This window comes from Bhargavaea cecembensis, assembly GCF_000826125.2.
In the GTDB taxonomy this organism is placed as follows: Bacteria; Bacillota; Bacilli; order Bacillales_A; family Planococcaceae; genus Bhargavaea; species Bhargavaea cecembensis_B.
The window spans coordinates 781,084-805,344 of record NZ_LN651373.1 but is presented as its reverse complement, the minus strand read 5'-3'; the positions used below and the strand labels follow the sequence as shown (position 1 = coordinate 805,344).

15 protein-coding genes and 1 pseudogene are annotated in these 24,261 nt (G+C 54.9%); all 16 read right to left on the bottom strand.

What is annotated here, in order from left to right; all coding sequences use genetic code 11:
* Positions 1 to 6: 6 nt before the first annotated feature.
* Complete coding sequence (locus BN1189_RS09595; protein WP_179860939.1) at positions 7 to 594, bottom strand: transposase family protein; 588 nt, start codon at positions 592 to 594, stop codon at positions 7 to 9.
* 1,330 nt (positions 595 to 1,924) lie between these two features.
* Positions 1,925 to 5,806, bottom strand: coding sequence for an S-layer homology domain-containing protein (locus BN1189_RS09590; protein WP_040227706.1), 3,882 nt, complete (start codon positions 5,804 to 5,806; stop codon positions 1,925 to 1,927).
* Positions 5,807 to 6,266: 460 nt separating this feature from the next.
* Positions 6,267 to 7,559, bottom strand: a complete 1,293-nt coding sequence (locus tag BN1189_RS09585; protein ID WP_040227703.1) for a membrane protein — start codon at positions 7,557 to 7,559, stop codon at positions 6,267 to 6,269.
* A 13-nt stretch (positions 7,560 to 7,572) separates the two neighbouring features.
* The gene (murJ, locus tag BN1189_RS09580; protein ID WP_040227701.1) at positions 7,573 to 9,102 is read right to left on the bottom strand and encodes a murein biosynthesis integral membrane protein MurJ; all 1,530 of its coding nucleotides are present in this window, start codon (positions 9,100 to 9,102) and stop codon (positions 7,573 to 7,575) included.
* Entirely contained in the window at positions 9,095 to 9,835 is a 741-nt protein-coding gene (locus tag BN1189_RS09575) for a WecB/TagA/CpsF family glycosyltransferase (RefSeq protein WP_040227699.1), read from the bottom strand. Before BN1189_RS09575 ends, murJ begins: the two co-directional genes overlap by 8 nt.
* A 26-nt stretch (positions 9,836 to 9,861) precedes the next feature.
* Positions 9,862 to 11,139 (bottom strand): nucleotide sugar dehydrogenase, encoded by a 1,278-nt coding sequence (locus BN1189_RS09570; RefSeq protein WP_040227698.1) that lies wholly within the window; start codon positions 11,137 to 11,139, stop codon positions 9,862 to 9,864.
* A gap of 141 nt (positions 11,140 to 11,280) precedes the next feature.
* Positions 11,281 to 12,462, bottom strand: a complete 1,182-nt coding sequence (locus tag BN1189_RS09565; RefSeq protein ID WP_040227697.1) for a S41 family peptidase — start codon at positions 12,460 to 12,462, stop codon at positions 11,281 to 11,283.
* A 120-nt stretch (positions 12,463 to 12,582) separates the two neighbouring features.
* Entirely contained in the window at positions 12,583 to 13,071 is a 489-nt protein-coding gene (locus BN1189_RS09560; protein ID WP_040227696.1) for a VanZ family protein, read from the bottom strand.
* 53 nt (positions 13,072 to 13,124) lie between these two features.
* Positions 13,125 to 14,243, bottom strand: coding sequence for an S-layer homology domain-containing protein (locus BN1189_RS09555; protein WP_052455789.1), 1,119 nt, complete (start codon positions 14,241 to 14,243; stop codon positions 13,125 to 13,127).
* Between the two features lie 130 nt (positions 14,244 to 14,373).
* The gene (locus BN1189_RS09550) at positions 14,374 to 15,570 is read right to left on the bottom strand and encodes an aminotransferase class I/II-fold pyridoxal phosphate-dependent enzyme (RefSeq protein WP_040227695.1); all 1,197 of its coding nucleotides are present in this window, start codon (positions 15,568 to 15,570) and stop codon (positions 14,374 to 14,376) included.
* Positions 15,571 to 16,229: 659 nt separating this feature from the next.
* A complete protein-coding gene (locus BN1189_RS09540) occupies positions 16,230 to 17,321 on the bottom strand; it encodes a nuclease-related domain-containing protein (RefSeq protein ID WP_040227693.1) in 1,092 nt (363 codons plus the stop codon).
* Positions 17,322 to 17,693: 372 nt separating this feature from the next.
* Entirely contained in the window at positions 17,694 to 18,608 is a 915-nt protein-coding gene (locus BN1189_RS09535) for a DMT family transporter (protein ID WP_040227690.1), read from the bottom strand.
* 109 nt (positions 18,609 to 18,717) lie between these two features.
* Positions 18,718 to 19,335 carry a 3'-5' exonuclease gene (locus tag BN1189_RS09530; RefSeq protein ID WP_040227689.1) on the bottom strand — a complete coding sequence of 206 codons (618 nt, stop codon included), beginning with the start codon at positions 19,333 to 19,335 and terminating at the stop codon, positions 18,718 to 18,720.
* A 119-nt stretch (positions 19,336 to 19,454) separates the two neighbouring features.
* The gene (locus tag BN1189_RS09525) at positions 19,455 to 23,048 is read right to left on the bottom strand and encodes a S8 family serine peptidase (protein WP_040227688.1); all 3,594 of its coding nucleotides are present in this window, start codon (positions 23,046 to 23,048) and stop codon (positions 19,455 to 19,457) included.
* A 142-nt stretch (positions 23,049 to 23,190) separates the two neighbouring features.
* Positions 23,191 to 23,895 (bottom strand): DUF421 domain-containing protein, encoded by a 705-nt coding sequence (locus tag BN1189_RS09520; RefSeq protein ID WP_040227687.1) that lies wholly within the window; start codon positions 23,893 to 23,895, stop codon positions 23,191 to 23,193.
* A gap of 106 nt (positions 23,896 to 24,001) precedes the next feature.
* A pseudogene (locus tag BN1189_RS16540) lies at positions 24,002 to 24,261 on the bottom strand (general stress protein); the annotation flags it as partial.

Here is a 24,261-nt window from a genome sequence, read left to right as displayed (position 1 = left end):
GCGCCTTCATGTTATTGCAGGCAGGTCTTGACAGTTTCGACCTTTCGGACAGGCAAGACATCTATTGGCTGCCGGGTGGCTGCGTTCGCAATGATCACCTGATATTTCCGGCAGACGTGTCCCCTTTGTATTCGTCAATGGCAATAGCTTTAGGAAGTTTTCCGGGTGGTGACACTGCTTTCTCTGCCAAGTCATCAAAACGATGTGTAACAGTGGTAGCGGAGGCTCAAAAGAAACGGCCATTTCCTTAAATGTCTTCGCTTTTACGCAAAGTAGGGACAAGGCCTGATGCCATTCTTTCGCAAAACGTTGATACCTGCCCACGATCGGATTTCTTTCACTGAAGCATTTTCGGCATTTTTGACAAGCGGAACGCCGCTGTCGATAAAAGATGGTAGTTAAGCGCTCAAAGAGCTTCAGATGACCCGCTTTACGCACACGATAATCATGGACCTTACGGGTCTTCGAACCACAGGAAGGGCAAGTATGGATTCGGTCTTCCAGTTCTGCATGAAGGACCAGCCGGTCCTCCTGTTCTTCCATTCCAGTGATGATAACCTCTTTCAAGCCAGGCAAATACATGATAGAATTCATTGGCATGCAACTCCATTCTCTGCTTGTTTCTCGTCAATTCAAGTATAGAGAATTGGAAGGTTGCGTGCCTTTTTTATTAAGGGGATGTGTACCTGTACCCCAACAAATATTGTAGAGCCAAAATAAAAATATCCTGCGGTTCGAACAACATAGAGTACTATGTTGTTCAACCACAGGATATTGGAAAATACATTTCATTTAATACCTAATAGCGAAACCCTACACTTATAGAGAATTGGAAGGTTGCGTGCCTTTTTTATTAAGGGGATGTGTACCTGTACCCCAACAAATATTGTAGAGCCAAAATAAAAATATCCTGCGGTTCGAACAACATAGAGTACTATGTTGTTCAACCACAGGATATTGGAAAATACATTTCATTTAATACCTAATAGCGAAACCCTACACTTATAGAGAATTGGAAGGTTGCGTGCCTTTTTTATTAAGGGGATGTGTACCTGTACCCCAACAAATATTGTAGAGCCAAAATAAAAATATCCTGCGGTTCGAACAACATAGAGTACTATGTTGTTCAACCACAGGATATTGGAAAATACATTTCATTTAATACCTAATAGCGAAACCCTACACTTATAGAGAATTGGAAGGTTGCGTGCCTTTTTTATTAAGGGGATGTGTACCTGTACCCCAACAAATATTGTAGAGCCAAAATAAAAATATCCTGCGGTTCGAACAACATAGAGTACTATGTTGTTCAACCACAGGATATTGGAAAATACATTTCATTTAATACCTAATAGCGAAACCCTACACTTATAGAGAATTGGAAGGTTGCGTGCCTTTTTTATTAAGGGGATGTGTACCTGTACCCCAACAAATATTGTAGAGCCAAAATAAAAATATCCTGCGGTTCGAACAACATAGAGTACTATGTTGTTCAACCACAGGATATTGGAAAATACATTTCATTTAATACCTAATAGCGAAACCCTACACTTATAGAGAATTGGAAGGTTGCGTGCCTTTTTTATTAAGGGGATGTGTACCTGTACCCCAACAAATATTGTAGAGCCAAAATAAAAATATCCTGCGGTTCGAACAACATAGAGTACTATGTTGTTCAACCACAGGATATTGGAAAATACATTTCATTTAATACCTAATAGCGAAACCCTACACTTATAGAGAATTGGAAGGTTGCGTGCCTTTTTTATTAAGGGGATGTGTACCTGTACCCCAACAAATATTGTAGAGCCAAAATAAAAATATCCTGCGGTTCGAACAACATAGAGTACTATGTTGTTCAACCACAGGATATTGGAAAATACATTTCATTTAATACCTAATAGCGAAACCCTACACTAGATAATTATGGGCGCACAACGTTTACAAATGCATCTGCTACCGGTTGAAGTGCTGCTGGAATATCGCCAGAGTTGGCTTCGAAGAAACCGGCAACTGCTTCTGCGGTAATTGGGTTACCTTCACCTACAGAAGCTTGAATATCTGCCTCAAGTGAGCCAAGGTCAATTGCTCCTGCATTATCCAAGGCTTCTTTCAAAGCTACAAGCTCTTCGTTCGTAGCGTTTGCGAAATCAAAATCTACGTCCGCCAAGAATGGAGCTGCAGTTTCAATTGCAGTTTTAGCAGCTGCTTCTGCTGCTATTCTCTCTGCATTTGTAGCATCTTCTCGTGCTTTAAGCTGTGCTTTTGCCTTGTCAAGCTGAGCCTGAAGGCCTGCCGTGTTGCCGCCGGCTTCACGTGCTGCTGTTGTCAGGTTTTGGGCGTTAGTAATTGCGGCCTGATCCGTGCTATCAAGAATTTGACCAGCGTCATCGAAAAGCCCTTTCACTGCTTGGTCTGCTGCCTTCAGTGCATCAATAGCATCTGCCGCATCCTCAACCGCACCGATTAAATCTTTAGTGATGAAGTCTTGTTCCTCTGCTGTCAGAGCAACAAAGGAATCCCAAGCAGATTGAACCAGGGCCTCATCGCCTAACGATACACTATCGAGTGCCGCAACACGCTGCATCAAGGCCATTGTATGAGCGACGTTTTGAAGAAATGGTGGTGTTCCTACAACGACTTGATTGCGGCCTGTCAACTTCGAACCGTCAGCTGCAACGATATCTCTGTCGACTGTGATTACGTTTGTCCATTCAAACGCATCGCCAACGAACGACAAGTTATCTTCATACATGAAGACCGATGGGTCTTTAACAGAAATGATTACAGTTTCATTTCCAGGCAGTTGATCATTATCTACCGCTCTAATTTCTGTGCCCACTGGAAGATCTTTACCGTTAATGTTCCACTTTGTTACATCAGTTACACCGGCGGAAACTCCTTCGGAGAATGTAACAGCAATCTCTACAGGGAATCTGGAATCGGTATAACCTGCATTAACAATGTAGAATGGAGTAAGATCTGGGTTGACTACAGTCGCTGCCATCTTAAAGTCAAATGTAGCAGTGTCGGCAGTATTGCCCACATCATCAGTCAATTGGCTGACAACCAATTTAAAGTCAGTGTTAAAGTAACCGAAGTCAACAAGCTGTTGAAGGGTGTACGTTCCTGCTTTAATCAGTGGAACACGATTCGATGTTACATCCTTGTCCAGTGTTACGTGAGCAGCTTGAATGTCAAAGCTGTTATCGTAATTATTTTTAGGCGTGTAACCCAGAATTTCAGCGTCTACTTCGAATTTCTTGCCGTCAGTTGCTGTAGCAACAATTTTCCCTTTAACTTGTGGAAGAGTGCCGGCATTCGTAGACTCTTGTTCTTGGCTAAGGGTATCTCCAGCATTGTCTTCTCCTGCAAGTTTAACTGGCTCATCTGTTTTAACAGTAAACTTAGAGGATGTGGAGTGCTGAACAACATCTGTAATCTTAGGGCTCTCTGTGTCCAGTTCATTTAGAGGAGAACCAGCATAATTGAGGCCGATTTCAATTGCTTCAGCGTTTGTCACGCCATTTGCAAGGTTTTTAAGCGCATCTTTTGCATATACAACACGGTACTTGTGATTGTAATAGTTATCGTTTGTTACGTTTGTGTTGTAAATTTGTGTCCAGTCAGCTGGAAGTTCAAATGCATACTTGTTTTTGCCAAGGCGTGAAACAATTAGTTGAACTTCGTCGCCGGCAGTAACAGGTCCATTTTTTACGATTTCCTCGCCTGTAAGGTTTTGAGAGTATGTTACCGGTTTCCACGTTTTTGTCGTCTCATCATATACTTGGAACTGGAAGTCTCCAACCTCTGCTCCGTCAACATCTGTTTCAAACGTTACGTGATACTGTTCTGGAGATGCAACTTCAACTTTAGCGGTTGGCTGGGTCGTGTTTGCATCAACCGTGAACTTGAAATCTTGTGTAGTAACTTTGTTGCCAGCGAAGTCGCGTGCATCAGCCACCTGGATCTTATGTTGGCCAGGAGTAAAGTATCCCGGAGGTGTAGGTGTTGTGAAATAGTTCTCACCCAGTGTAATTGTTACAAGATCTCTGTTGTCTGTCAGAGTGAATACATCGAACTCACCGTACTCAATCTCTGCGTCGGTATCAGCGTTAACATGATATGTGCCGTCGATCCGGAAAGAGCCAGTGTCAGGTCTGATCGATTCGGAGAATTTAACTTGGACCTTATTGAGACCTTCGTTAGTTACTTTTGTAACTTCAGGCGTACGAGCATCTGTTACAATAAATTCTGTTCGGGAGTTGGAAATCTTACCGGAATCCGATGTGAAGAGTGTAGTAACGAATACATGGCTATTATCTTGAAGAATTGTATCGTTTTCAAGGATAACCTCAATCGAATTCGGATCCCCCTCGATAGGCTTCAGACCAAGGATGCCAAAGTCATTGTAACGGGAACCACCTGCTCCATCCCGAATGTTTTCGATTTCAATTGCGCCTGGCTTAAGTGCGTGACGAACTTCAGATGGGTCTACATTTGGATCAACTTCTGGTGTCGGCGCACTCCAAGAGCCATCATCCATAAGGTATTGATAGTTGATGTCTCCAGTAACCGGGCTAGTAATGACAAAGTCTTCAAGCTTTACAGGACGGTCAAAGTGAAGCGTCACTCGGTCAGTCTGATTGGACTCTGCACCAGTGAGGTTAAGAGTTTCAACATTTTGGTTATAGGCAACAAAGTTAATATTTCCGTAAGATGCTTTCTTACCGATCATTTCTTTATAGCCTGCACCTGCTTCAGCTACTTTTGCAGTAACCAGAACTTCAACATCTTTGTTGCTCTGCTCAGATGTCAGAGTTGCTTTTGCAACACCGTTCTGAACTGCTACGCGCTTGGAGGCAAATGTACCGTGAGTAGTGTCGAGCTCGAGGACGATATCGTCTGCGTTCGTATCTACTTTTCCGTCTTTTCCAAGGATAGAGAATGTGATCTCTGCTGTATCTTTGCCATCTGCGAGAAGGTTGGCTTTCGAAGCTTCGATACTAATATCGCCTTCGAAGTCAACGCCCGGCTGTTCCGGATCCGGCTTTTCGTTTCCGTCGCCATCGCCATTGCCATCGCCTGGTTCTTCAGGAAGTGGCTTGTCTGGAGCCCAGCCCATGGAAACTTTGTAAGCGCGTACGAGGAACGATGCAAACTGTGCACGGCTCGTTTTGCTGAATGGACGGTAAGGGTTGGCGTCGGATACGCCGTTTTCAAGAAGGATTTCGATTTCTTTCTCATATGCGGAACCTGCGCCGTCGATTACTTTCGTGTCGCCTGCTTTGTCTTTCAGGTCAAACGCACGGACGAGAACGACTGCGATCTGGTCGCGGTTCATTTCTTTTGTTGCCATGAGGTTGTTGTCGGAGCCTTCGAAGATTCCTGCGTGCTTGACGATCTTCGAGTAAGTTACGAGTTCTTTGTCAGGGGCGTTGTTTGGAACGTCCTTGAAGTTTTTAACATCATCGATTTTGTTGTCACGTACATATTCGGAGAGAGTCTTGCCGCTTGTCGCAACAACGTACTTTCCGAGCATTTTCGCAACGTCGCCGCGGTTGAGGATCTTGTTCGGCTTGAATGTTCCGTCATCGTAACCGGAAAGGAAGCCGAGTTCGCGAGCTTCTTGTACGTTGAGGAAGTGGGAGCTGTTAGGCGAGATGTCTGTGAACGAAGAGCTTGCATCTGCTGCTACGTCCTGATCTTGTCCTGCCGCTGCTACTGGTGCTACTGCGGATGCGACCATTGCAGCTGTTACGGCGCCAGTCATGAACTTGCTATAAGACTTGGTCTTCATTGCCATAGAATATGTTCCTCCTTATAGTTGGAAAAGATGATTGCCCCGTCCTACAGACGCACATAGAATACGAGTCTAATAGGACGTTCATTGCTTATTATAGAGTATTACAGATACATGTCAACGCATTTCCTGCACATTTCAATACGATTACGCGTTTTTTGCAATAAAAAGCGGAATTTTATCACAATAGGCGAATGGCACAGTTCCAAAAAATGAATTAAGGACGATTGACACATGGAGTTGGGTGGATTTTCTTTTTCACCTAATGATCTCCGTGTCCTTCGTATCGCGGTCTGGCTTGTATGACTCATCTGACCTTATCAGTCTGGCATCCCTCCCCCGCTCTATTCCGACCAACAGAAAACGGGCCGACATCATCGTATGATGCCGGCCCGTTCTCTTATGACCCGAAATATAAAGTAACGAGGAACTATTCTATGTGCCCTTTAAGGATAACCGTTGCTTATAAAGTTTTCAAGCTTTTCTTTTTAGTCCGGTCCAATTCGATGGCGGCGGTCAGGATGACGAAGCCGATCATGAGGAAGAAAATGATGTCCAGGAGTCCGGTGTGCAGGGAGACGGTGAAGATGGTCGTGACGAAAGCGTAGGCGACTGTCTGATAGCTGCGGACGCCTTCGCGTTTCATCTGGTTGTACAGCATCGAAATGATCGCACCGAAAGCGAAGAATCCAACGAAGACGAGCGGATAGCCGCCGTCGAGGAAAAGCTGGCCGATGTAAGTCGGCGTCGTCGTCCGGTTCGGCCTCGTGATGTAGCGTCCGTCTTCCACGCTGAGCGAGTTGACGACTTCAGTCACTTTCACCCGAGGGAATACTTGATCCCCCGGCAGGATGCTGCCGAACGCGCCGGAAATGAGCTGCCCTTTCAGATAGCCTTCATCTTTGGTGTATTCGATGATCTTCGACAGGACGATGTGTCCGTTGACCATTTCACCGTTTAGCGATCGGACCCATTCGGGTGTTTCATTCATGATCTGCTGGTCGGTCTTGAGCTTCTGCTCTTGTCGGTCGGAGAGCTCAACGTCCGGCTGTTCGCGGCTGTTGAACACTTCGTTCGGATCTTCCGTCGAGAACCGGATGAATCCGAAGATCGAGAAGAACAGGGCGATGACGGCCATGCCGCCGAACAGCCAGGACAGCCGGATGCGTTTGATGATGAAGTGGAAAATGATGACGCCGGTGAACAGCATGACCGCAATCGGCGTTCGGTATCCCATCAGAAGGAACAGGACCATCGCTACGAAATAGATGGCACCGTAATTGAACGCCTTCCGTTTCGTCAGGTTTTCTTCCTTGAAGATTTTGATCGCCAGGAGCAGGACGACGCCGAACCAGAGCAGCTGGCTGAGCAGGTTCAGTTTCGGGTCGAGGTTCCGGCGGACCGATTCGTCGGTGAGGCCGATCTGCCCGGTCGCGAGCATCCCGGCGTACGCGATTGCGCCGATCATCGTCAGGATCCAGATGAACCAGACCGTCTTGCCTCTGAGTGAACCGAGCCCGAACGCCGGGAACACCCATCTGCCCCGGTCAGCTGCCCAGACGCCGATGTAGTAGGCGACAAGCGACAGGAGGACGGCCGGCCAGACCGAAACAGAAATATTGAAATAGGAGAACCGATGGAAATCGAACTCACTGACGATGAAGTACAGCACGAGCACGAACGGCAAAAAGAAGTAGGGTGAGAACGCGCCGATCCGGCCGAGCCCGTCGACGCCGTTTTTAAGCGTTGTTTTCATAATGAGTGGTTCATCATCTTTTCGATGATGGCGTTCCTCCTTTTGCAAGCATCTCTTTCACGAACTCGTTGCGGAACACGAACATGACGGCAAAGTAGACGACAGCACCCGTCAGTCCAAGGACGACGAGCCGGACGATCCGGTGCCAGTCTTCCGCGCCGGGCACGAGCCGGTCGAACCCGAACAGGAAGGCCATCATGACGAGGACGCCGACGACAATCTGAGCGGAGTTGCGGAACAGGTATTTGCCGTCCATGCCGCCGACTTCCTTCCAGAGAGTCGTGAAGGTGATGGCACAGTACAGAAGCGCGACGATGGATGCGGAAAGCGCGATCCCCTGGGCGCCATAGAACATCGCGAATATCCAGTTCGAAACGATATTCAGGATGATCGAAATCAACCCGATGCGCATCATGTAATGCCCTTTTTCGAGCGTATAGAATCCTTTGGCGGTGACCGCCTGGATGCTGTAGAAGAACGCCGAACCGATGTAAAGCACCGCGTACGACGACGTCAGGTCGGTGGCGCTTGCCGTGAAGGCGCCGCGCTCGTAGATCGTCCCGACGAGTTCATGCATGAGGTACCACATGCCGGCGAGCATCGGCGTGAGGAACACGAGCAGGTACAGATACCCTTTCTCGAGTCCGCGCTTGAACTGGGCCTGGTTTTTTCTCGTGTGGGCTTCGGCGATGATCGGGAAGGCGATCGTGGCGATCGTGACGCCGAATATCGCCTGCGGAATGTTGACGAGCCGGAACGCATAGTTCAGGTTCGAGACGACCCCTTCCCCGAGGTCCGCCGCGAAGAACGTGTTCACCATGAGGTTGATCTGCCCGACGGCGATCGTGAGTCCGACCGGCCAGAAGATATGGTAGAACGCGGCCACTTCCTCGCGGTCGAGCTTCTGCCCCCAGTTGATGAACTTCTTCGGCGTCCGGTAGGCGACCTTCAGGAGAAGGCTCACGATCGTCCCGACGAAGTAGCCGAGCGGGACGGCGATGATGCCGATCTGTTTATGGAACAGCAGCGCGAACACGATCGTCATGATGACGACGCTCGTCTGAGAGAACACGCTGAACGAGAATTTCCGTTTCGCGTCGAAATAGCCTTCGAACACGGCGTTGACGCCGACCATCATGAGCGAGGCGAAGTAGATCGCTGCCGTCCAGCCGGCGATCGCGAAGCCGTGTTCGAATTCGCCGAAGTTCGGATAAAACAGCCGGACGATCGGCGCGGACAAGAGCACCCCGAGCACCGAGACGCCGAGCGTGAGCCAAAAAGTCCCTTTGACGATGTTCGTCAGGTGCTCCTCTCCCCTGCCGATCGCGTGAAATTTATAATAGCTCGGCAGGAAGGCGTCCTTCATGCCGGTCAGGAGGAACAGGACGAATGCGTTCGGGATCGTCATCGCGGCGAGGTAGGCGTCCGCTTCATACGAGTCGCCGAACAGACCGGCGATGACGAGGTCGCGGATCATGCTCGAGAATTTCAGGACGAATGTCGAGAACAGGAACAGGATCGACGCGAGCTTCATTTTACTCATGGGCGCCGCCGCCTTTGCCTTGCCGTTTTCCGGTGAGGACCGCGATGAGAAACTTCGGCAGCTCGAGTTGCCTCCTCCACCGGGCAGGTTCTTTCAGGAGGCGGTACAGCCATTCGAGGCCCGCTTTCCTGAAGAGGGCCGGTGCCCGCTTGATGTTGCCCGAGAACACGTCGAACGATCCGCCGACTCCCTGGAACACGGACGGGACGAGCTTGTCCTTGTTCGCGATGATGAAGTTCTCCTGGGTCGGCGATCCGAGCGCGACGAACAGGATCTGCGCGCCCGATTGGTTGATCGTGTCGATGATCTCCCGCTCGTCCTTCACATAGCCGTCAAGCGTGCCGGCGACTTGGAGACCCGGGAATTTCGCCTGCAGATTCGACGCCGCCTGCGCGGCGACGCCCGGCTTCGCCCCGTAGAGGAAGACGCCGTCGCCCGTCTTGGCGGCGCGGCTGCACAGCTGCTCCATCATGTCGACGCCCGTGATCCGGTCGCGGATGTTCCCTTTCATCATCCGGGAGGCGATCAGCACGCCGACGCCGTCCGGAATCTGGAAGTCCGCCGTATTCAGGATGTCGTGGAGTTCGGGGTCCCTCTTCGCCTTCATCAGCTTTTCGGGGTTGATGGCGACGATGAACGACTTGTCCCCGTTCTTCATGCGGGCGAAAATCTGGTCGAGCATTTCATCGAACCGCTCTGTATTCACCTGTACTCCGAAAAAATGTTCTTTCATTTGGATTCACCCGTATGTTGAGACGATTACTCGTTCGTATTTTCTTTATGATCCCCGAGGAGGTAGGTCTTGAAGCCCGCGGCCTTCCACGCCGCGAGATCCAGGCAGTTTTTCGTGTCGTAGACGATCCGCTCTGCCATGCGGCCGGCGATTTCGTCCGGATTGAGTTTCATGAACTCCTGGTGGTTCGTCAGCACGAGGATCATCGATGCCCCGTCTGCCGCCTCTTCGGCCGTGGCGACTTGCGTCGGGTGGCTGCCTTCATTGACATGAGGGTCGTAGCTCGAGACGGTGAAGCCCTTTTCCTCGAGGCTGCGGATGACGTCGATCGACGGGCTCTGACGCATGTCGTCGACGTCCGCTTTGAACGACAGGCCGAGGACGGCGATTTTCCGGTCGGTGTCGCCGACGAACTGCATGACGCGGTCCGCGACGAATGCCGGCATGCCGTCGTTCGTTTTCCGGGACAGGTGGATGATGTTCGACTGCTCCGGCGCGAGTTCGACGAGGAACCACGGGTCGACCGCGATGCAGTGGCCGCCGACGCCCGGTCCCGGCTGGTGGATGTTCACGCGCGGGTGGAAATTGGCGAACCGGATCGCATCCCAGATGTTCACGTCAAGATGCTCGCCGATCTTCGCCATTTCATTCGCAAACGCGATGTTGACGTCGCGGTAAGTGTTTTCCATGACTTTGACGAGTTCTGCGGTCGTCGCGTCGGTGAGTTCGATCGGGCCTTTGACGAATGCTTCGTACAGCTCTTTCGTCATCTCGGCGGATTTGTCGTTGATGCCGCCGATGATGCGGCCATTTTGTTCGAGTTCCTCGAAGATCCGGCCCGGGATGACCCGCTCCGGCGAGTGCGCGACGAACAGCTCCTCCCCGATCTGGAGGCCGGTCTTTTCAAGCTCCGGCAGCATGATGTGCTCCACCGTCTTCGGCGGCACCGTAGATTCGAGGATGACGAGGTTGCCTTTCTTCAGGTACGGCACGATCGACGCCGTCGCCTTGCGGACATATTCCAGGTCCGCGGTCCGGTCTTCCCGGATCGGGGACGGGACGGCGACGATGAAGACGTCCGCTTCGATCGGCTCTGTCGAAACCGACAGCATGCCGCTGTCGATCGCCTGGTCGAGCCGCTCCTGCAGGCCGTTCTCCTCGATGTGAAGCTGTTTGTTTCGGATCATATTCACCGCGCGCTCGTTCACATCGACGCCGTGGACAGGAACGCCGTGGTTGGCGAACATGACCGCAGTCGGGAGTCCGATGTATCCGAGGCCGACGACACAAAGTTTCTTCGTCATGAGATGGTCTTCCTTTCCTGATGCAAGGATTGCAAGTTTAAATTTCATGGTTGTAAATCAATTTTCCCATTATAGCATATCCGGCAAGCGAACGTTCCGGAGTGGCGTGACTTCCTATTCAGAAGATACGGGGAATGAAGGTCATTCCGTCGTCTTGATAAACAGGTAGGCGCCTTTGCGCATGTAGATGCCCTGGCCGTCGGCGAACCTCGGGTGGACGGCGAGCACGTATTTTGCGTTCCGCTCAAGCGGACGCTCCGGCGTGATGCGGAGCGACCGGCCGTCTTCCCCCGTTTCGACGGTCGTCGTTACCGGATTGCCCGTGCCAAGACGGATGAGCTCCACCCGATTGGACGCGGACGGCGCGGAAAAGTTCATGTCCTGCGAGAATCGGATTGTGATCGGCTGGATGCCGGGCTTCGTTTCGGCGTCCGGGAATTCCAGGTAATCCCACGTCGCGAGTTCCCGCCGGGCGAGCGCCTCGTGGGCGAACTCGATTTCCTTGCCGGGCGGCGTCACATGGTCGGGGTTGATGCCGAGTCCTTGGATCTTCGTGCCGCCGGGTCCGGCAAAGTGCGCGATCGTCAGTTTGAGTGCTCCGCCGTCAGACAGGTCGAAGAAGCTCTGGACGCTTCCCTTGCCGAATGTCTTCTGGCCGACGAGGACGCCCGCCTTTTGGTCTTTCACGGCTGCGGAGACGAGCTCCGACGCAGAGGCGGAGTATTTATTGACGAGCAGGTACGGCTGCTCCGGGAATTTGAAGTCGGACGGGCGGGATTTCACGTGGATCGTCTTGTCCCGCTCGAAACGCGTGTAGGCTTTCGGCGCATTCTGGAACATCCCGATGATCGACTCGGCGCTCGCCACCGTTCCTCCGCCGTTGAACCGGAAGTCGAGGATGAGCTGCTTCGCGCCGAGTTTCCTCATCTTTTGCCACTCGCGGATGACGGCCTGGGGCGTTTCGACCTGGAAGCTTTCAATCTGGATCCGGGCGGTGTTCCCGAACAGGAACTCGGAAGAGACTTTTGCCGGCGACGCGTACAGTTGCGTGTCGGCGGCGAGTGTCTCGTTCATCCCCGGAATGTGGATCGTCTTCAAATAGGCCTCGTACTGCGCCTTCGTCATGTAAGTCGAGTACTCGTCCAGGCTGTTCGTGACTTCCCGGATCGTTTTCATATCGTCGATGCCGAGCGGGATATCCCCGTAGTAATAGTTTTTCACGTAGAACTTGATATCGGTTAGCACGTCTTGTGATGCCGCGGCGGGCTGGACGCCGATCATGAGCGTCATCGCCAGGATGAAGGCCACTTGAAGTTTTCGCATCCGTCAGTCCCCCGTTTCTGTGAAGTCATTATTCTTTCAATTATACCCTATGAACGGGCGGCCGGACATGCGGCGGGGAGAAAACTTTGGCATATACGGAAAAAACGCCGCACCCCGTTTCTAAGCGGGCGTGCGGCGGTTATTTTGTGTCTGCGGTTTTCTTAAAGCCCGGACGAGCGCAATGAGAAGCAGTGCGATCAACGACCCGGCGCCGTCCAGGATGACATCCCCGACGTACGGCGTCCGGCCGCCCGTCAGCATCTGGTGGAACTCATCGAGCGAGGCGGCCAGGACGGTGAGCGCGAATGCCGCGACATACCGCAGGCGGAACTTCGGGAGCACGAAGAAAATCGCCGCAGCGAGCAATCCGAATGAAGCCAGATGCGCCCCTTTCCGGATGAGGAACTCGACGAAGTGGTAGTAGCCCCGGGATTCGACGGTGACGGTCCTGCCCCAGTACGGGATCTCCAGGCGGGACAATGTTCCTTCAAGCGGCTTGCCCGGCAGATATTTCTGGAGCGTCGGGATGAGCGACTGCTGCTCGTACGTCTGGCCGGACGAGACGAACAGCGCCGCGAGGATGATCAACAGGAAGATGTATTTTTTCATGGGTTCATTATACGGTTTTCAGGCGACCCGTGCCAGAGGTCCGGATGGCCGGCTCACTTTTTCGCGAATATGTGGACCCAGTACGTTTCGCCCTGGCTGTTCGTCGCGAAGCCGGCGCCGACGTTCGTGTAGCGCGGGTCGAGGATGTTTTTCCGGTGTCCCGGGGACGCCATCCAGTCCGCGGTGACTTCTTCGGGCGACCGCTGGTTCCAGGCGATGTTTTCGCCGATCCGCGTGAAGGAGTAGCCGAACATGGCGGCCATTTCGTTCACATGTCCGTACGTCGGAGAGTCGTGGCTGAAGTAGCCTTTCTCGGCCATCTCCTCCGCTTTGAGCTGCGCCATGGCGTCGAGGTTGGTGTCTTCCTTGAGTGCCGGGAGGTGTCGGTTCTGCCTTTCTTTGTTGACGAGCGTGATCGACTCTTTTCCGACCTGCTCAGCAGGGTTGCTGAGGGCGAGCGGTTCGCCGGTTAAGTCGACATACAGCTTGTCTTCCTTGTCGTAGACGATCTGTCCGCTGCGGCGCTTTTCGTCGAATGCGAGCGCGCGGCTTGCGAATGTGGCGAACTGGGCCCGGGTGACGGGGCCGTTCGGGTCAAAGCGTGCGCCCGGCCGGCCGGTCGTGATGCCGAGTTCGCCGATGGTCGTGATGTAGCCGTGGAATTCCCCGGCGGGCGTGTCGACGAAGTGGGCGAGATCGTTGTCATCGACGACGATGTCGAACGCCTCGACGATGATTTTCGCCATCTGTGCGCGTGACAGGTTTTCCTGCGGACGGAAGCGGTCCGTGTTCAGGAAGACGCCGTCGTACGTGAGGTCCCGCACGAACGGATAAGCCCAGTGGTTCGGCGTGACGTCCTTGAATTTTGGTTTGAATGAGCCCGGGGCGGCCTGCGCATGTGTAAGCTGATCGAGCACCTTCGCCCCCTGCGCGCGGGTGAGCAGGTTGTTCGGATAAAACCGGCCGTTCGGATAGCCTTCGAGCGCACCGAGCGACGTGAGTTCTTCGATTTCCTTGTATGCCCAGAACGTGGGCGAGACATCCGAGAATGAATGCGTGGCCTGCGCGGCTTGGGCGGCGGCGGCCGGCATCGCAGCGGGTGTGGCGGCGGGTGAAGCCAGAAGCGCGGCGACGATCAGAAGGGATTTGATTGGTTTGCGTTTGAGGGGCATTAGGGGCAGCTCCTTCCTTTTTCTATCATTCTACCCGTTGCGGAAGGAGTTAATGGGATTTCGGGATAGAAAAAAGACCCATTTTTGAGTGGGTCGCGTGGAGAGCGTTGCGGTGAAGCTGGGCATATTCTCATAGCTGCTTCGGCGCCGGAGGGATCTGCCGGGTTTCACCTCGCAGCTGCGTGATGAAGCGGGACATCCGGTTCATCGCGGTCGTGAGGTCCTGCATGGATTTCGCGTAGGAGATGCGGATGTACCCTTCCCCGTACCGGGTGAACGCCGTGCCGTGGACGGCCGCGACCCCCGCCTCCTCCAGCATCCGGAGTGCGAACGTCTTCGACGACACCGGAAACTCGGTGATCTCCGGGAACACGTAGAATGCCCCGTCCGGCTTCACGACCGGGAGCTTCATCTTGGCGAGCTCGCCGAGGATGAAGTCGCGGCGCTCCGTGTAGTGGCGGTTCATGACCTTCGGTGCGTCCGCCGAGCCGGTGTACGCCTCGATCGCCGCGTACTGGGACGGCGTCGGCGCGCAGATCGTGTTGTACGCGTGGATGCGGACGATGTACTTCATGTAGGGCGCCGGCCCGAACAGGATGCCGATCCGCCAGCCGGTCATCGCATGGGATTTCGACAGGCCGTGGATGAGGAACAGCCGGTCCCGGAGCGCCGGATATCGGCCGAACGAGACATGCGGCGCATCGAACGTGTTCTCGCTGTAGATGTCGTCGGACAGGATGAAGACGTCATGCTTTGCGAGCATGTCTGCGAGCCGGTCCATCTCGCGTTCGGGGATCGTCACGCCGGTCGGATTCGACGGATTGTTGAAGATGACCACCTTCGTCCTTGGCGTGATGAGCGCCTCGAGCCGCCTCGCGTCCGGGATGAAGCCGGTCGGCCGCGTGTCGAGATAGACGGGCGTGGCCCCGGTGAGCTTGATGAGCGGCTCGTACCCCGCGAAGATCGGCACCGGCAAAATGACCTCGTCGCCCGGCTCGAGCAACGTCCGGAGCACCGCATCCATCCCCCCGCTCGCCCCCGCCGTCACAACCGTCTCCGTCGCCGGGTCATAGCGGAAACGGTATTTATGGCCGTAGAAATCGGCGGCCGCTTTTCTTAGCTCCGGCAGCCCCGCATTGTGCGAATACCCGGTCTGGTCGGAGCGGATCGCCCGCTCCGCCGCCGCCTTCACCCCGTCCGGCACCGCAAAATCCGGCTGCCCGACCGTCAGATTCACCGCTCCCGGGAAATCCGGAATCCGGTTCGAAATCTCCCGGATCCCCGACAGCCCCGTCGCCTGCGCCAGCGGATTGATTGAAATTGTCATACCTGAATCGTCCTTTCTCTTGGGGGGTGTGAAGGTATCTGAGGTGAAGCGTTGCGTATCTCGGGTGAAACGTTGTGTATCTCGGCCTAAGCGTTGTGGATCTTCGACAAAGCGTTGCGTATCTTCGGCGAAGCGATACACATTTCAGAAAACGTTGTGTATCTCGGCCTAAGCGTTGTGTATCTTCGGCAAAATGTTTCGTATCTTCGGCGAAGCGTTGCGGATCTCGGCAAAGCGATACGCATCTCAGAAAACGTTGCGTACCTCAGGTGAAGCGTTGTGGATCTTCGGCAAAACGTTTCGTATCTTCGGCGAAGCGTTGCGGATCTCGGCAAAGCGCTACGCATCTCAGAAAACGTTGTGTATCTCGGCCAAAGCGTTGTGGATCTTCGGCAAAATGTTTCGTAACTCAGATGAAGCGTTGCGGATCTCGGCAAAGCGATAGGCATCTCAGAAAACGTTGTGTATCTCGGCCGAAGCGTTGCGTATCTTCAGCGAAACGTTGCGTATCTCAGGAGAAGCGTTGTGTATCTCGGCAAAGCGCTACGCATCTCAGAAAACGTTGTGTATCTCAGGTGAAGCGTTGCGTATCTTCGGCAAAACGTTTCGTATCTCTGGCGAAGCGTTGTGTATCTTCGCTGAAACTTTACGGGTCCCATCTATCGTGATGTTATATCCTCCTTGAACCGGATAGGGCCGGCATGTTTCCGGCGGTAGGAGGTGGCCGGCGGTTTTCCGGTCCGAAGAAGGTCCAGCTCACTGAGTAAGATTGACATCATTGAATTGCTGCGGATTTCCAGGAAGTCTCTGGCAAGAGCATTGGTGATCTGGTTTTCGCCAAGTATCAATAGGTCTTCCACCCCTTGCCTGACCGCTTCCCTGCCCGGTTTCTTGCAGTTTGGGCAGCGCCAGCCGGCACCTCGGATTGCTTCGCATTTCTGATTGCATTCCAGACATAGAACGCCCTTTCTTAAAATCTCAAAAGGGTACTCGAGCTGAAGGCAGAGCGGCTCTTCATCCGCCTGCAATTCGCGGCTGGTCAAAATTTCAGCGAGGCGCCCGGTCTTCCCCGCCGGCAGGACCGGAGCGGATTCTGTGAGCGACCGGTAAAAGCGGGCAAGCTGCTTTCTGTAGATGACCGGGTGCAGGTTCGGTCGTTGCTTGATCCGGGTGTTTTGATTGGCCAGAACGACAGCACCATATACAGGAAGCCGGATTCCGCGTGCATGAAAATATTGCATGAGGCCATTAAGCTGCCGGTCAAGCTGATGAATGTGACAATCGAATTCATCGGTCTGACCGTCATTCTGTACACGGATTGTCTTCCCTTCTTCTTCTTTAAAAAAGAGGGTTCCTGCAATGTTTTTGACTTCCAGGATGAGGGCGAAGGCCGGTGATAGGATCATGGCATCTATTTCTATACGGTAGCCGTGCCGGATGGTGATCGACACGTTTCTTAATATATATGAATTGTCGGGGAGGATGATTTCCTGGAGGGTCTGCGCAACCATCTCCTCCCCTGCTCTTCCTGTCTTTTTTCGGTAAAGGAGATCGCTGACTTTTTCCAATGCTTTTTTCCTAAGAAAGCGGAGGTCCTTGTCTGTGGAGTGAATGCCGAGCATTTCTTCGACTGTCGGGACAGTATGTGAATCGCTTGCGGCAGCATCCTCGTACTGAAGACGGACCTCCATGCGTGTCAGCCGATGAATCTCCCAGTCAAGCGGGCGAAGCTCAAGAGTGTGGCGAATCATTTTGACTCTCCTCTCGAGCCGGAGGGGGATCGCAAAATAAGATGCGTCCGGCGGTGTTTCCTTTACCATAGGATAACAACCGGCCGAACGCAATAGGTTTATTTTAAATTTTCGAACTGATTGAGAGAGTCGTGCTGCTCTCCAACTGACTACCGGGTGAGTTACGAAACGTTTCATTGCAGATAAGCAACGCTTTGGTTGAGATACACAACGTTTCACCTGAGATACGCAACGTTATTAGATTACTCGATGCCTCATTGAAGATAAACAACTCGAGATACGCAACGTTCTGCGTGAGATAAACAACGTTCCGCCCGAGATACGAAACGTTTCGCCCGAGATAAACAACGCTTTCCCCTAGATAAATAACGCTCACCCGCGCCCCTCTATCCTCACACGCCCCCGCCTTTTCTTCCACATGTCCTCCGCCGCGCCGCTGCCGAGGAGGACGCCGGTGATGATGAGGAGGAGGCCGAGGAGGTGGCGGAGGGTGATGAGTTCGCCGAGGAAGAGGGCGGAGCCGGCGAGGGCGACGACGGTGTTGAGGTTCATGAAGATGGCGGCTTTGGTCGGTCCGGCTTTGCCGACGGAGTAGTTGTAGAGCATGTGGCTGACGGCGGTGCCGAAGACGGCGCTCAGGGCGAAGATGAGCCAAAACTTCGGCGGAACGCTTCCGAAGGCCGCGAATCCGCCGGGTTCTGCGGCGAGGCTGATGACGAAGAGCGTCGAGCCGCCGAGAATGAGCATGTAGGCGGTCAGGAGCCGCGGGTCGAGGGTGGCGGCGGCTTTGGCGACGATGAGGAAGCTGAGCACCTGGACGAGGATCGATAGGAAGACGTAGACGTCGCCGCGGGAGATGCCGGACAGGCCGCCGTCGGCGAGGACGACGGACGATACGCCCGCCAGTCCGAGGAAGACGCCGAGCCACTGGACCTTCGGGAACACGCGGATCAGGATTGATGAGAAGACGGCGGTGAGGAACGGGCCGGTGCCGAGGATGAGGCCGGCGTTCGTGCCGCTCGTCATCGTGAGGCCGTTGTTCAGGAAGTAGTGGTGGCCGACAACGTTCAGGAGCATGCCGGGGATGATGTATTTCCATTCGGCCCGGCGCGGCATGCGGACGATCCGGAGGGCGGTGAGGATGAGGAAGACGATGATGCCGGCGGTGAAGATGCGGACGGAGGTCATCGTGACGGGGCCGACGAATCCGAGCAGGTATTTCAGCATCGGCAGGTTGAGGCCCCACATCACCATGACGAACGTCAGCATCCCGTAAATTTTCCACATGTCCCGTCTCCCCTTCCGCCGCTCGCATATTGTCTCATTATATCGAACATTCGCAGGCTGCGAACGCCCAATTGAAAAACGTCCCGGCTGAGCGGGACGTCCAACAGATTTATTTCCTGACGCCGAGGCAGTGCTGGTAGATCGCCGCGGTGGCGAGGCAGTCGCCGATCGCGTCGTGGGCGTGGTGTTCGAGGCGCAGGTAGTGGGCCAGGGTTCCGAGTTTGTGGTTGGCTGTTTCCTTGATGACTTTCCGGGCGAGCCGGACGGTGTCGATGACGGTGTATTCCGGGACTTGGATGCCTTCGAGGTTGTCGAGGGCGTACAAGAAGCTCATATCGAATGCGGCGTTGTGGGCGACGATCGGGTAATCGTCGATGAAGGCGATCAGGTCGCCGATGACGTCTTCGATGAACGGGGCGTTCTCGACGCTTTCATTGGAGATGCCGGTGAGCCGTGTGATCGTCGGTGAAATGAAGCGCCGGGGATTGATGAGCGTTTCGAAGACGGCCTCCTGCCGGTGACCGATATATTTGATGGCGCCGATCTGGATGATTTTGTCTGCGCCGGACCGGAAGCCGGTCGTTTCGAAATCAAGGACGACGTAGTCTGCCGCCTTGCGGACGGATGTCTGGTATTTTTTTGGCCGTGCGGGCGGCCGCATGCGCTTTTTCTGTTGCTGGACTTTTTCCTCCAGCAGCTGCTCGACTGTTCTCTTCTGCTCATCCACGTGGACCACCGCCTTTGTTTCTGCTATTCTCTCTTTCCCCGATTATAGAGCATTGTAACCGTCTTGTAATAATAAACGCCGCAGGGTGGATTCCCCGCGGCGTTCCGCCTTGCGATGATTCAGTTGAATGCCGTGAACGTGCCCGGCTTGTCCGCCGTGAACGTGGCGAAGCCGTTTTTCACTTTGAGCTTGTACTGTGCGCCCGTGTCGCCGTCTTTGATGAAGAGCTTGTTCGTCTTGCCGACGCCGCTCAGGTCGACCGGGAGCGTGATTTCGATTTTATCCTTTTTCTTGCCCGTGTCGATCTGCTTGCCCGACTCGTCGAGGAAGCGGAGCGCGTACTCGTCCGAGATCGCCGACGCATCGCCGGATTTTTCTTTTCCGAGTGCGATCGTGACGCCGCCCGCCGATGCGGCGAGCTGCTCGACGAGTTTCTTGTCCGCCGTGAAGCCGAAGCCGCCGTCGTCCGTGACGGTGATGCCCTTCTTCGCTGCGACAATCCGGTCGAGCTGGCCGTCTGCGAGCTTGATTTCCGTCTCGCCGTCGCCGAGTTCAGGAATGCTGATCGTCACTTCTTTTGATTTCTTGTCGGCGAGCTGGCTGCCGATCTCCTCATCCGGAACGGTGATCGCTGGCTCTTCCGGTTCTTCCGCTTTCTCGTAAACGACCGCTTCCATCATATTGCCCGCCGCGTCCGCGATCGTCAGCTCGGCTTTCGTGCCGCCGGCCGCGATTGCTGCGCCGAGATCGACTGTGAATGTGCCGTCCTGACCGAAGCGGAACGGCTCGACTGATACGAATCCGCCCTGCGCGTCGGTCACTTCGATGAAGCCGCCGAGCTTCGAGTTGATGTTGAGGTTGACGCCGAACTGGGCGACGAGCGCCTTGAAGTCGAGGTACTTGTCGATGACCCGGCCGGAGACGACCGTGCCGTCGACTGTCGTTTCGGCTTCCGGAAGAGCGGATTTCACGTAGACCGGCCCGATGTCCTGGAAGACAATCGGCGGATTGCCGGAAACCGTTTCGCCGGTCAGATCGATCGTGTAGACGCCGTCCGGAATCGTTTCAAGTTCGTCTCCTCCCCACGGCATGTACTGGCCGTCGATGCCGAGGCGGTAGGCGCCTGCTGGAAGCGAAGGACCCGCATGAAGATAGCCGATGTAGCCGTCTTCGTATACGCCGCCGTCGGGATTCGCGAGATCCCACAATTCAATGTAGTTCAAGCCGAGGTCTCCGGTGATCTTGAACTGGAGTTCGGCCATTTTTCCTTGTGCGTCGGGATGGAACGACAGATCGGTGTTCGTGATCTGCATGTATTCAATCTCCGCCGATGCTTCCGGTCCGAACGAGGCGGCGAATGGAAGCGACAGTTCTTCACCTGGCCCGCTGATGCGGATGTAGCCGAGGAGTTCGTCGCCCGCTTTTGTCGCCGTTTTCGGCGCGGTGAGCGTGACGGTCAGTTTTTCTTCGCCGCTTAGCGTGAAGTCCGGCTTGTCCACCGTGACGGCGGCCTGTCCGAATGCTTTCGTCGTCTGGACGGAGACGGAGTAGTCGCCGCCGCTCCCTTTCATGTCCTTCACGCTGATCTTCTTCGTGACCGTGACGGCTTCTTCAGTCACTTGCGGCAGGTTGCCGAATGTGACGGTGCCTTTCACGTTGTCGACGATCGTCCCTTCGCCGTCCGCGACGGTCTTGTCGTGCGAGTAGGCGAGAACTTCCGGGAACGCGGCTTCATATGGCTGGACGCGGCCCGCGCCTTGCGAGAAGACGTCATATTTGCCGGTGTCGAGCAGTTTCGCCGTGTTCGAGAGGGAGACTTTCACGTCGAATGCATCCCACTCTGGGTTCGCCTGCTTGATGAGCGCGGCAACGCCGGCCACTTGAGGGGTCGCCATCGATGTGCCGGTTTTGCGTCCGAATGCCTTCGTGTAGTCGGCATCCGGGAAGTCGCTTGCGTAGGCCGGGATGGCGGCCATGATGTTCGTGCCCGGCGCCGAGACGTCCGGCTTGATGTCGAATGTCGGAGTCGACGGGCCGCGCGAGCTCGAGTCGTTCACCTCGTCGCCGGCCGACTGCTCTTCTTTGATCGCGCCGAATGTGACGGTTCCTTCGCCGTTTCCGATGGCCGCGCGGAAGGCGTCGCCGTCCGTCTGGCTCATGTCAAACGCCGGGATGAAATCAAAGTCATCGCCTAGGTAAACATCCGAAATGCCGGGCGCGTTCGTGCCGCCCGCGAAATTGTGAATGAGGACCGCAGTCGCGCCGTTGTTTTTCGCGGCTTCGATCTTGTCGACGAATGCGATGTCCCCGCGGGAAACGAGCGCGACTTTGCCGTTCACGTCAAGATTTGCATAATCGCTTTCCTGGCCGGCGCCCGGAACGGGGACGACCTGAAACTCGCCCTGCAGCTTCGCGGCCGGATCCGCTCCGAATTCGGTCGCCATGAGATTCATGCGGACGGTCTTGTCAAAGCCGCCTGCACTCATTTCGACATCGGCCGAGAAATGGCTTTCCGGCTGGGTCGTGTTGCCGACTCCGATGCCGAGCGCCGCAGTGGCCGGCGTGCCGATCGTGCCGCGGTTCGGACCGGAGTTTCCGGTGGCGATCACGGCAATCGTGCCTTGGAGCATGGCGTTGTTGATCGCGTACGAGTCGGCGGAAAGCGACGTGTTGCTGCCGCCGCCGAGCGACAGGTTGATGACGTCCATGCCTTCTTCGACCGCTTTTTCGATCCCGGCAATGATGCCGGACGTCGCGCCGCTGCCGTAGCCGCCGAGGACGCGGTAGGCGTGGAGCTCGACATTCGGCGCAATGCCGGAAATGCCGTAGTCATTGTTCGCCTGTCCTGCGATGATGCCCGCGACGTGCGTGCCGTGGGACGTGTAGAACGAGCTGCCGTCCGAATTGAATTCCGGCGTGCCGGACGCCCGGTCTTTCGGCGTCGTCTCCATCGGGTCCCGGTCGTCGCGCGGCCGGGCATAACGGTTGTCGTGCACGATGAAGTTCCAGCCGCCCTTGTAATTGTCCTTGAACGCCGGGTGGTTGTAATCAATGCCGGTGTCGAGCACGCCGACTTTGATGCCTTCCCCTTTCAGGCCCTTGTCCCAGAGTCGGCCGATGCCGAGGAATGAGTTGCTTTCGTCGGTCCGCCCGTCGGAAACACCGCCCGCTGCCGGCGTTTCCATCGCTTCCCGGATCACGTCCGGCTCCACGACGCGCACGCCCGGAACGTCAAGCAGCTTCTCCAGGTCATCCGCCTTGACGGTCGCCGCAAATCCGTTCAGCACCGTTTCGTACGAGAAACCTTCTTTTTTGAGAAGCTTTTTCGCTTTCATCTCTTTCTTCGCGCGGGTCTGCTCCGCCTTGATGGCGTGGACCTGCTTCGCGCGTTCGGAAGCCTGGTACGGAAGCTTTTTCAGCTTTTTCTTGCCTTCGTCGACCGCCACCGGGTCTTCAGTCAATTGAATGATGACGTTCACTTCCTGGCTGCCGGACAGATTCTGCAAGTCCGGATGCAGCCTCGGCATGCCCGATTTGGCTGCCTGCTGTTCGGCGATCGCCTGTTTCTGCGCCATGATGCCTGCGGTCTGCTTCGGACCTTTCGGCAGTCCGCCTGCCTCTTCGGCAAACGCGCCCGCCGGCAGGATCAGCGACAGCACCATGAGCACGATCATGATCAGGCTGAGCCGTTTTGACCTTGTCTTGTCACCCACTTCATTTCCCCCTGTTCTTTGTTTAAAGTTTTCAAACACTCTTAATATACCATTTTCACCGTCTTTTGCGCCCCACTTTTTGGAGTAATCTAAAAAAACCGCCCGGTCCGGACGGTGATCTCCGGATCAGGCGGTTGCATGTCTAGTTATTCTCTTTTACGGTCACGTCCAGCGTCCCGTCTTCCTGAAGCTGGGCGAAGAAGACTTGTTCCGGACGGGAGACCCCGTGCTTTCCGAGCTCCTTCAGCAGCCACGCTTCTGTCAGATCGTACTCGGCGAGATTCTTCCGGACGACCTTGCCGTCGGAAATGATTTCGGTCGGCAAGTACTTCGCCGGGCCGGCGCCGACATTCACGTCCTTTTTCGTCGCCGGGAGGTTCTGGCCTTTGAGCAGGACGCTGAGCGCCCCATTCGTCTCGAGGATCGCGTAGCGGACGTCCTTCACCATGAACACGCCGGTTTCCCGGAGCATCATGTTCAGGTCGTCAAGATGAAGCTGGACGGATTTCATCGCCCGTTCGTCGATCCGGCCATCCTTGATGACAATCGTCGGCTCGTTGTCGAGAATGACGCGCGCCCCCGCCCATTTCAATGAAATCAGGCTGAGCAGGATCGTCAGGAGCACCCACGTGACGAGCGAGACGAGGCCGTCGAAAAACGGCGTCTCGCTTTCCCCTGCGATATTCCCCGCGATCGACCCGATCGTGATCCCGGTCACATAGTTGAAGAACGTCAGCTGGCTCATCTGCTTTTTCCCGAGCAGCCGGGTCAGGAGAAGAAGCACCGCGAACGTCACCGCCGACCGCAGCACCATCTCCCAGAAGTCCACTTGTCCCCAGTCGCCCATCGGCACCCCTCCCGTCCGTCTGCTTCGTTCATCCTGCCTGATGCGGGAGGGATTTATTCAACGTACTCAAAAACCGCCGCACCGGAGCGCGGCGGTCGTGGTTCAATTAAACGAGCGGGTCATTGAAGCGGTCGCGGTCAAGATTCGGGTCGCGCGCCATATCGTTCACATCGTTCGATAGCGGGCGCCGGTTGGCGAAATAGCTGTCTTCCACGTCGGCGTTCCGGTCGACGAGCACGAGGATTTTTCCTTCATTGAAATACGTCTCATAGCGCTTCGCCTCATCTTCCGGCACGCCCATGCCGATGAGTGCGCCGGCCAGTCCGCCGACGCCGGCACCCGCAGCCGCTCCGGTCAGGCCTGCGA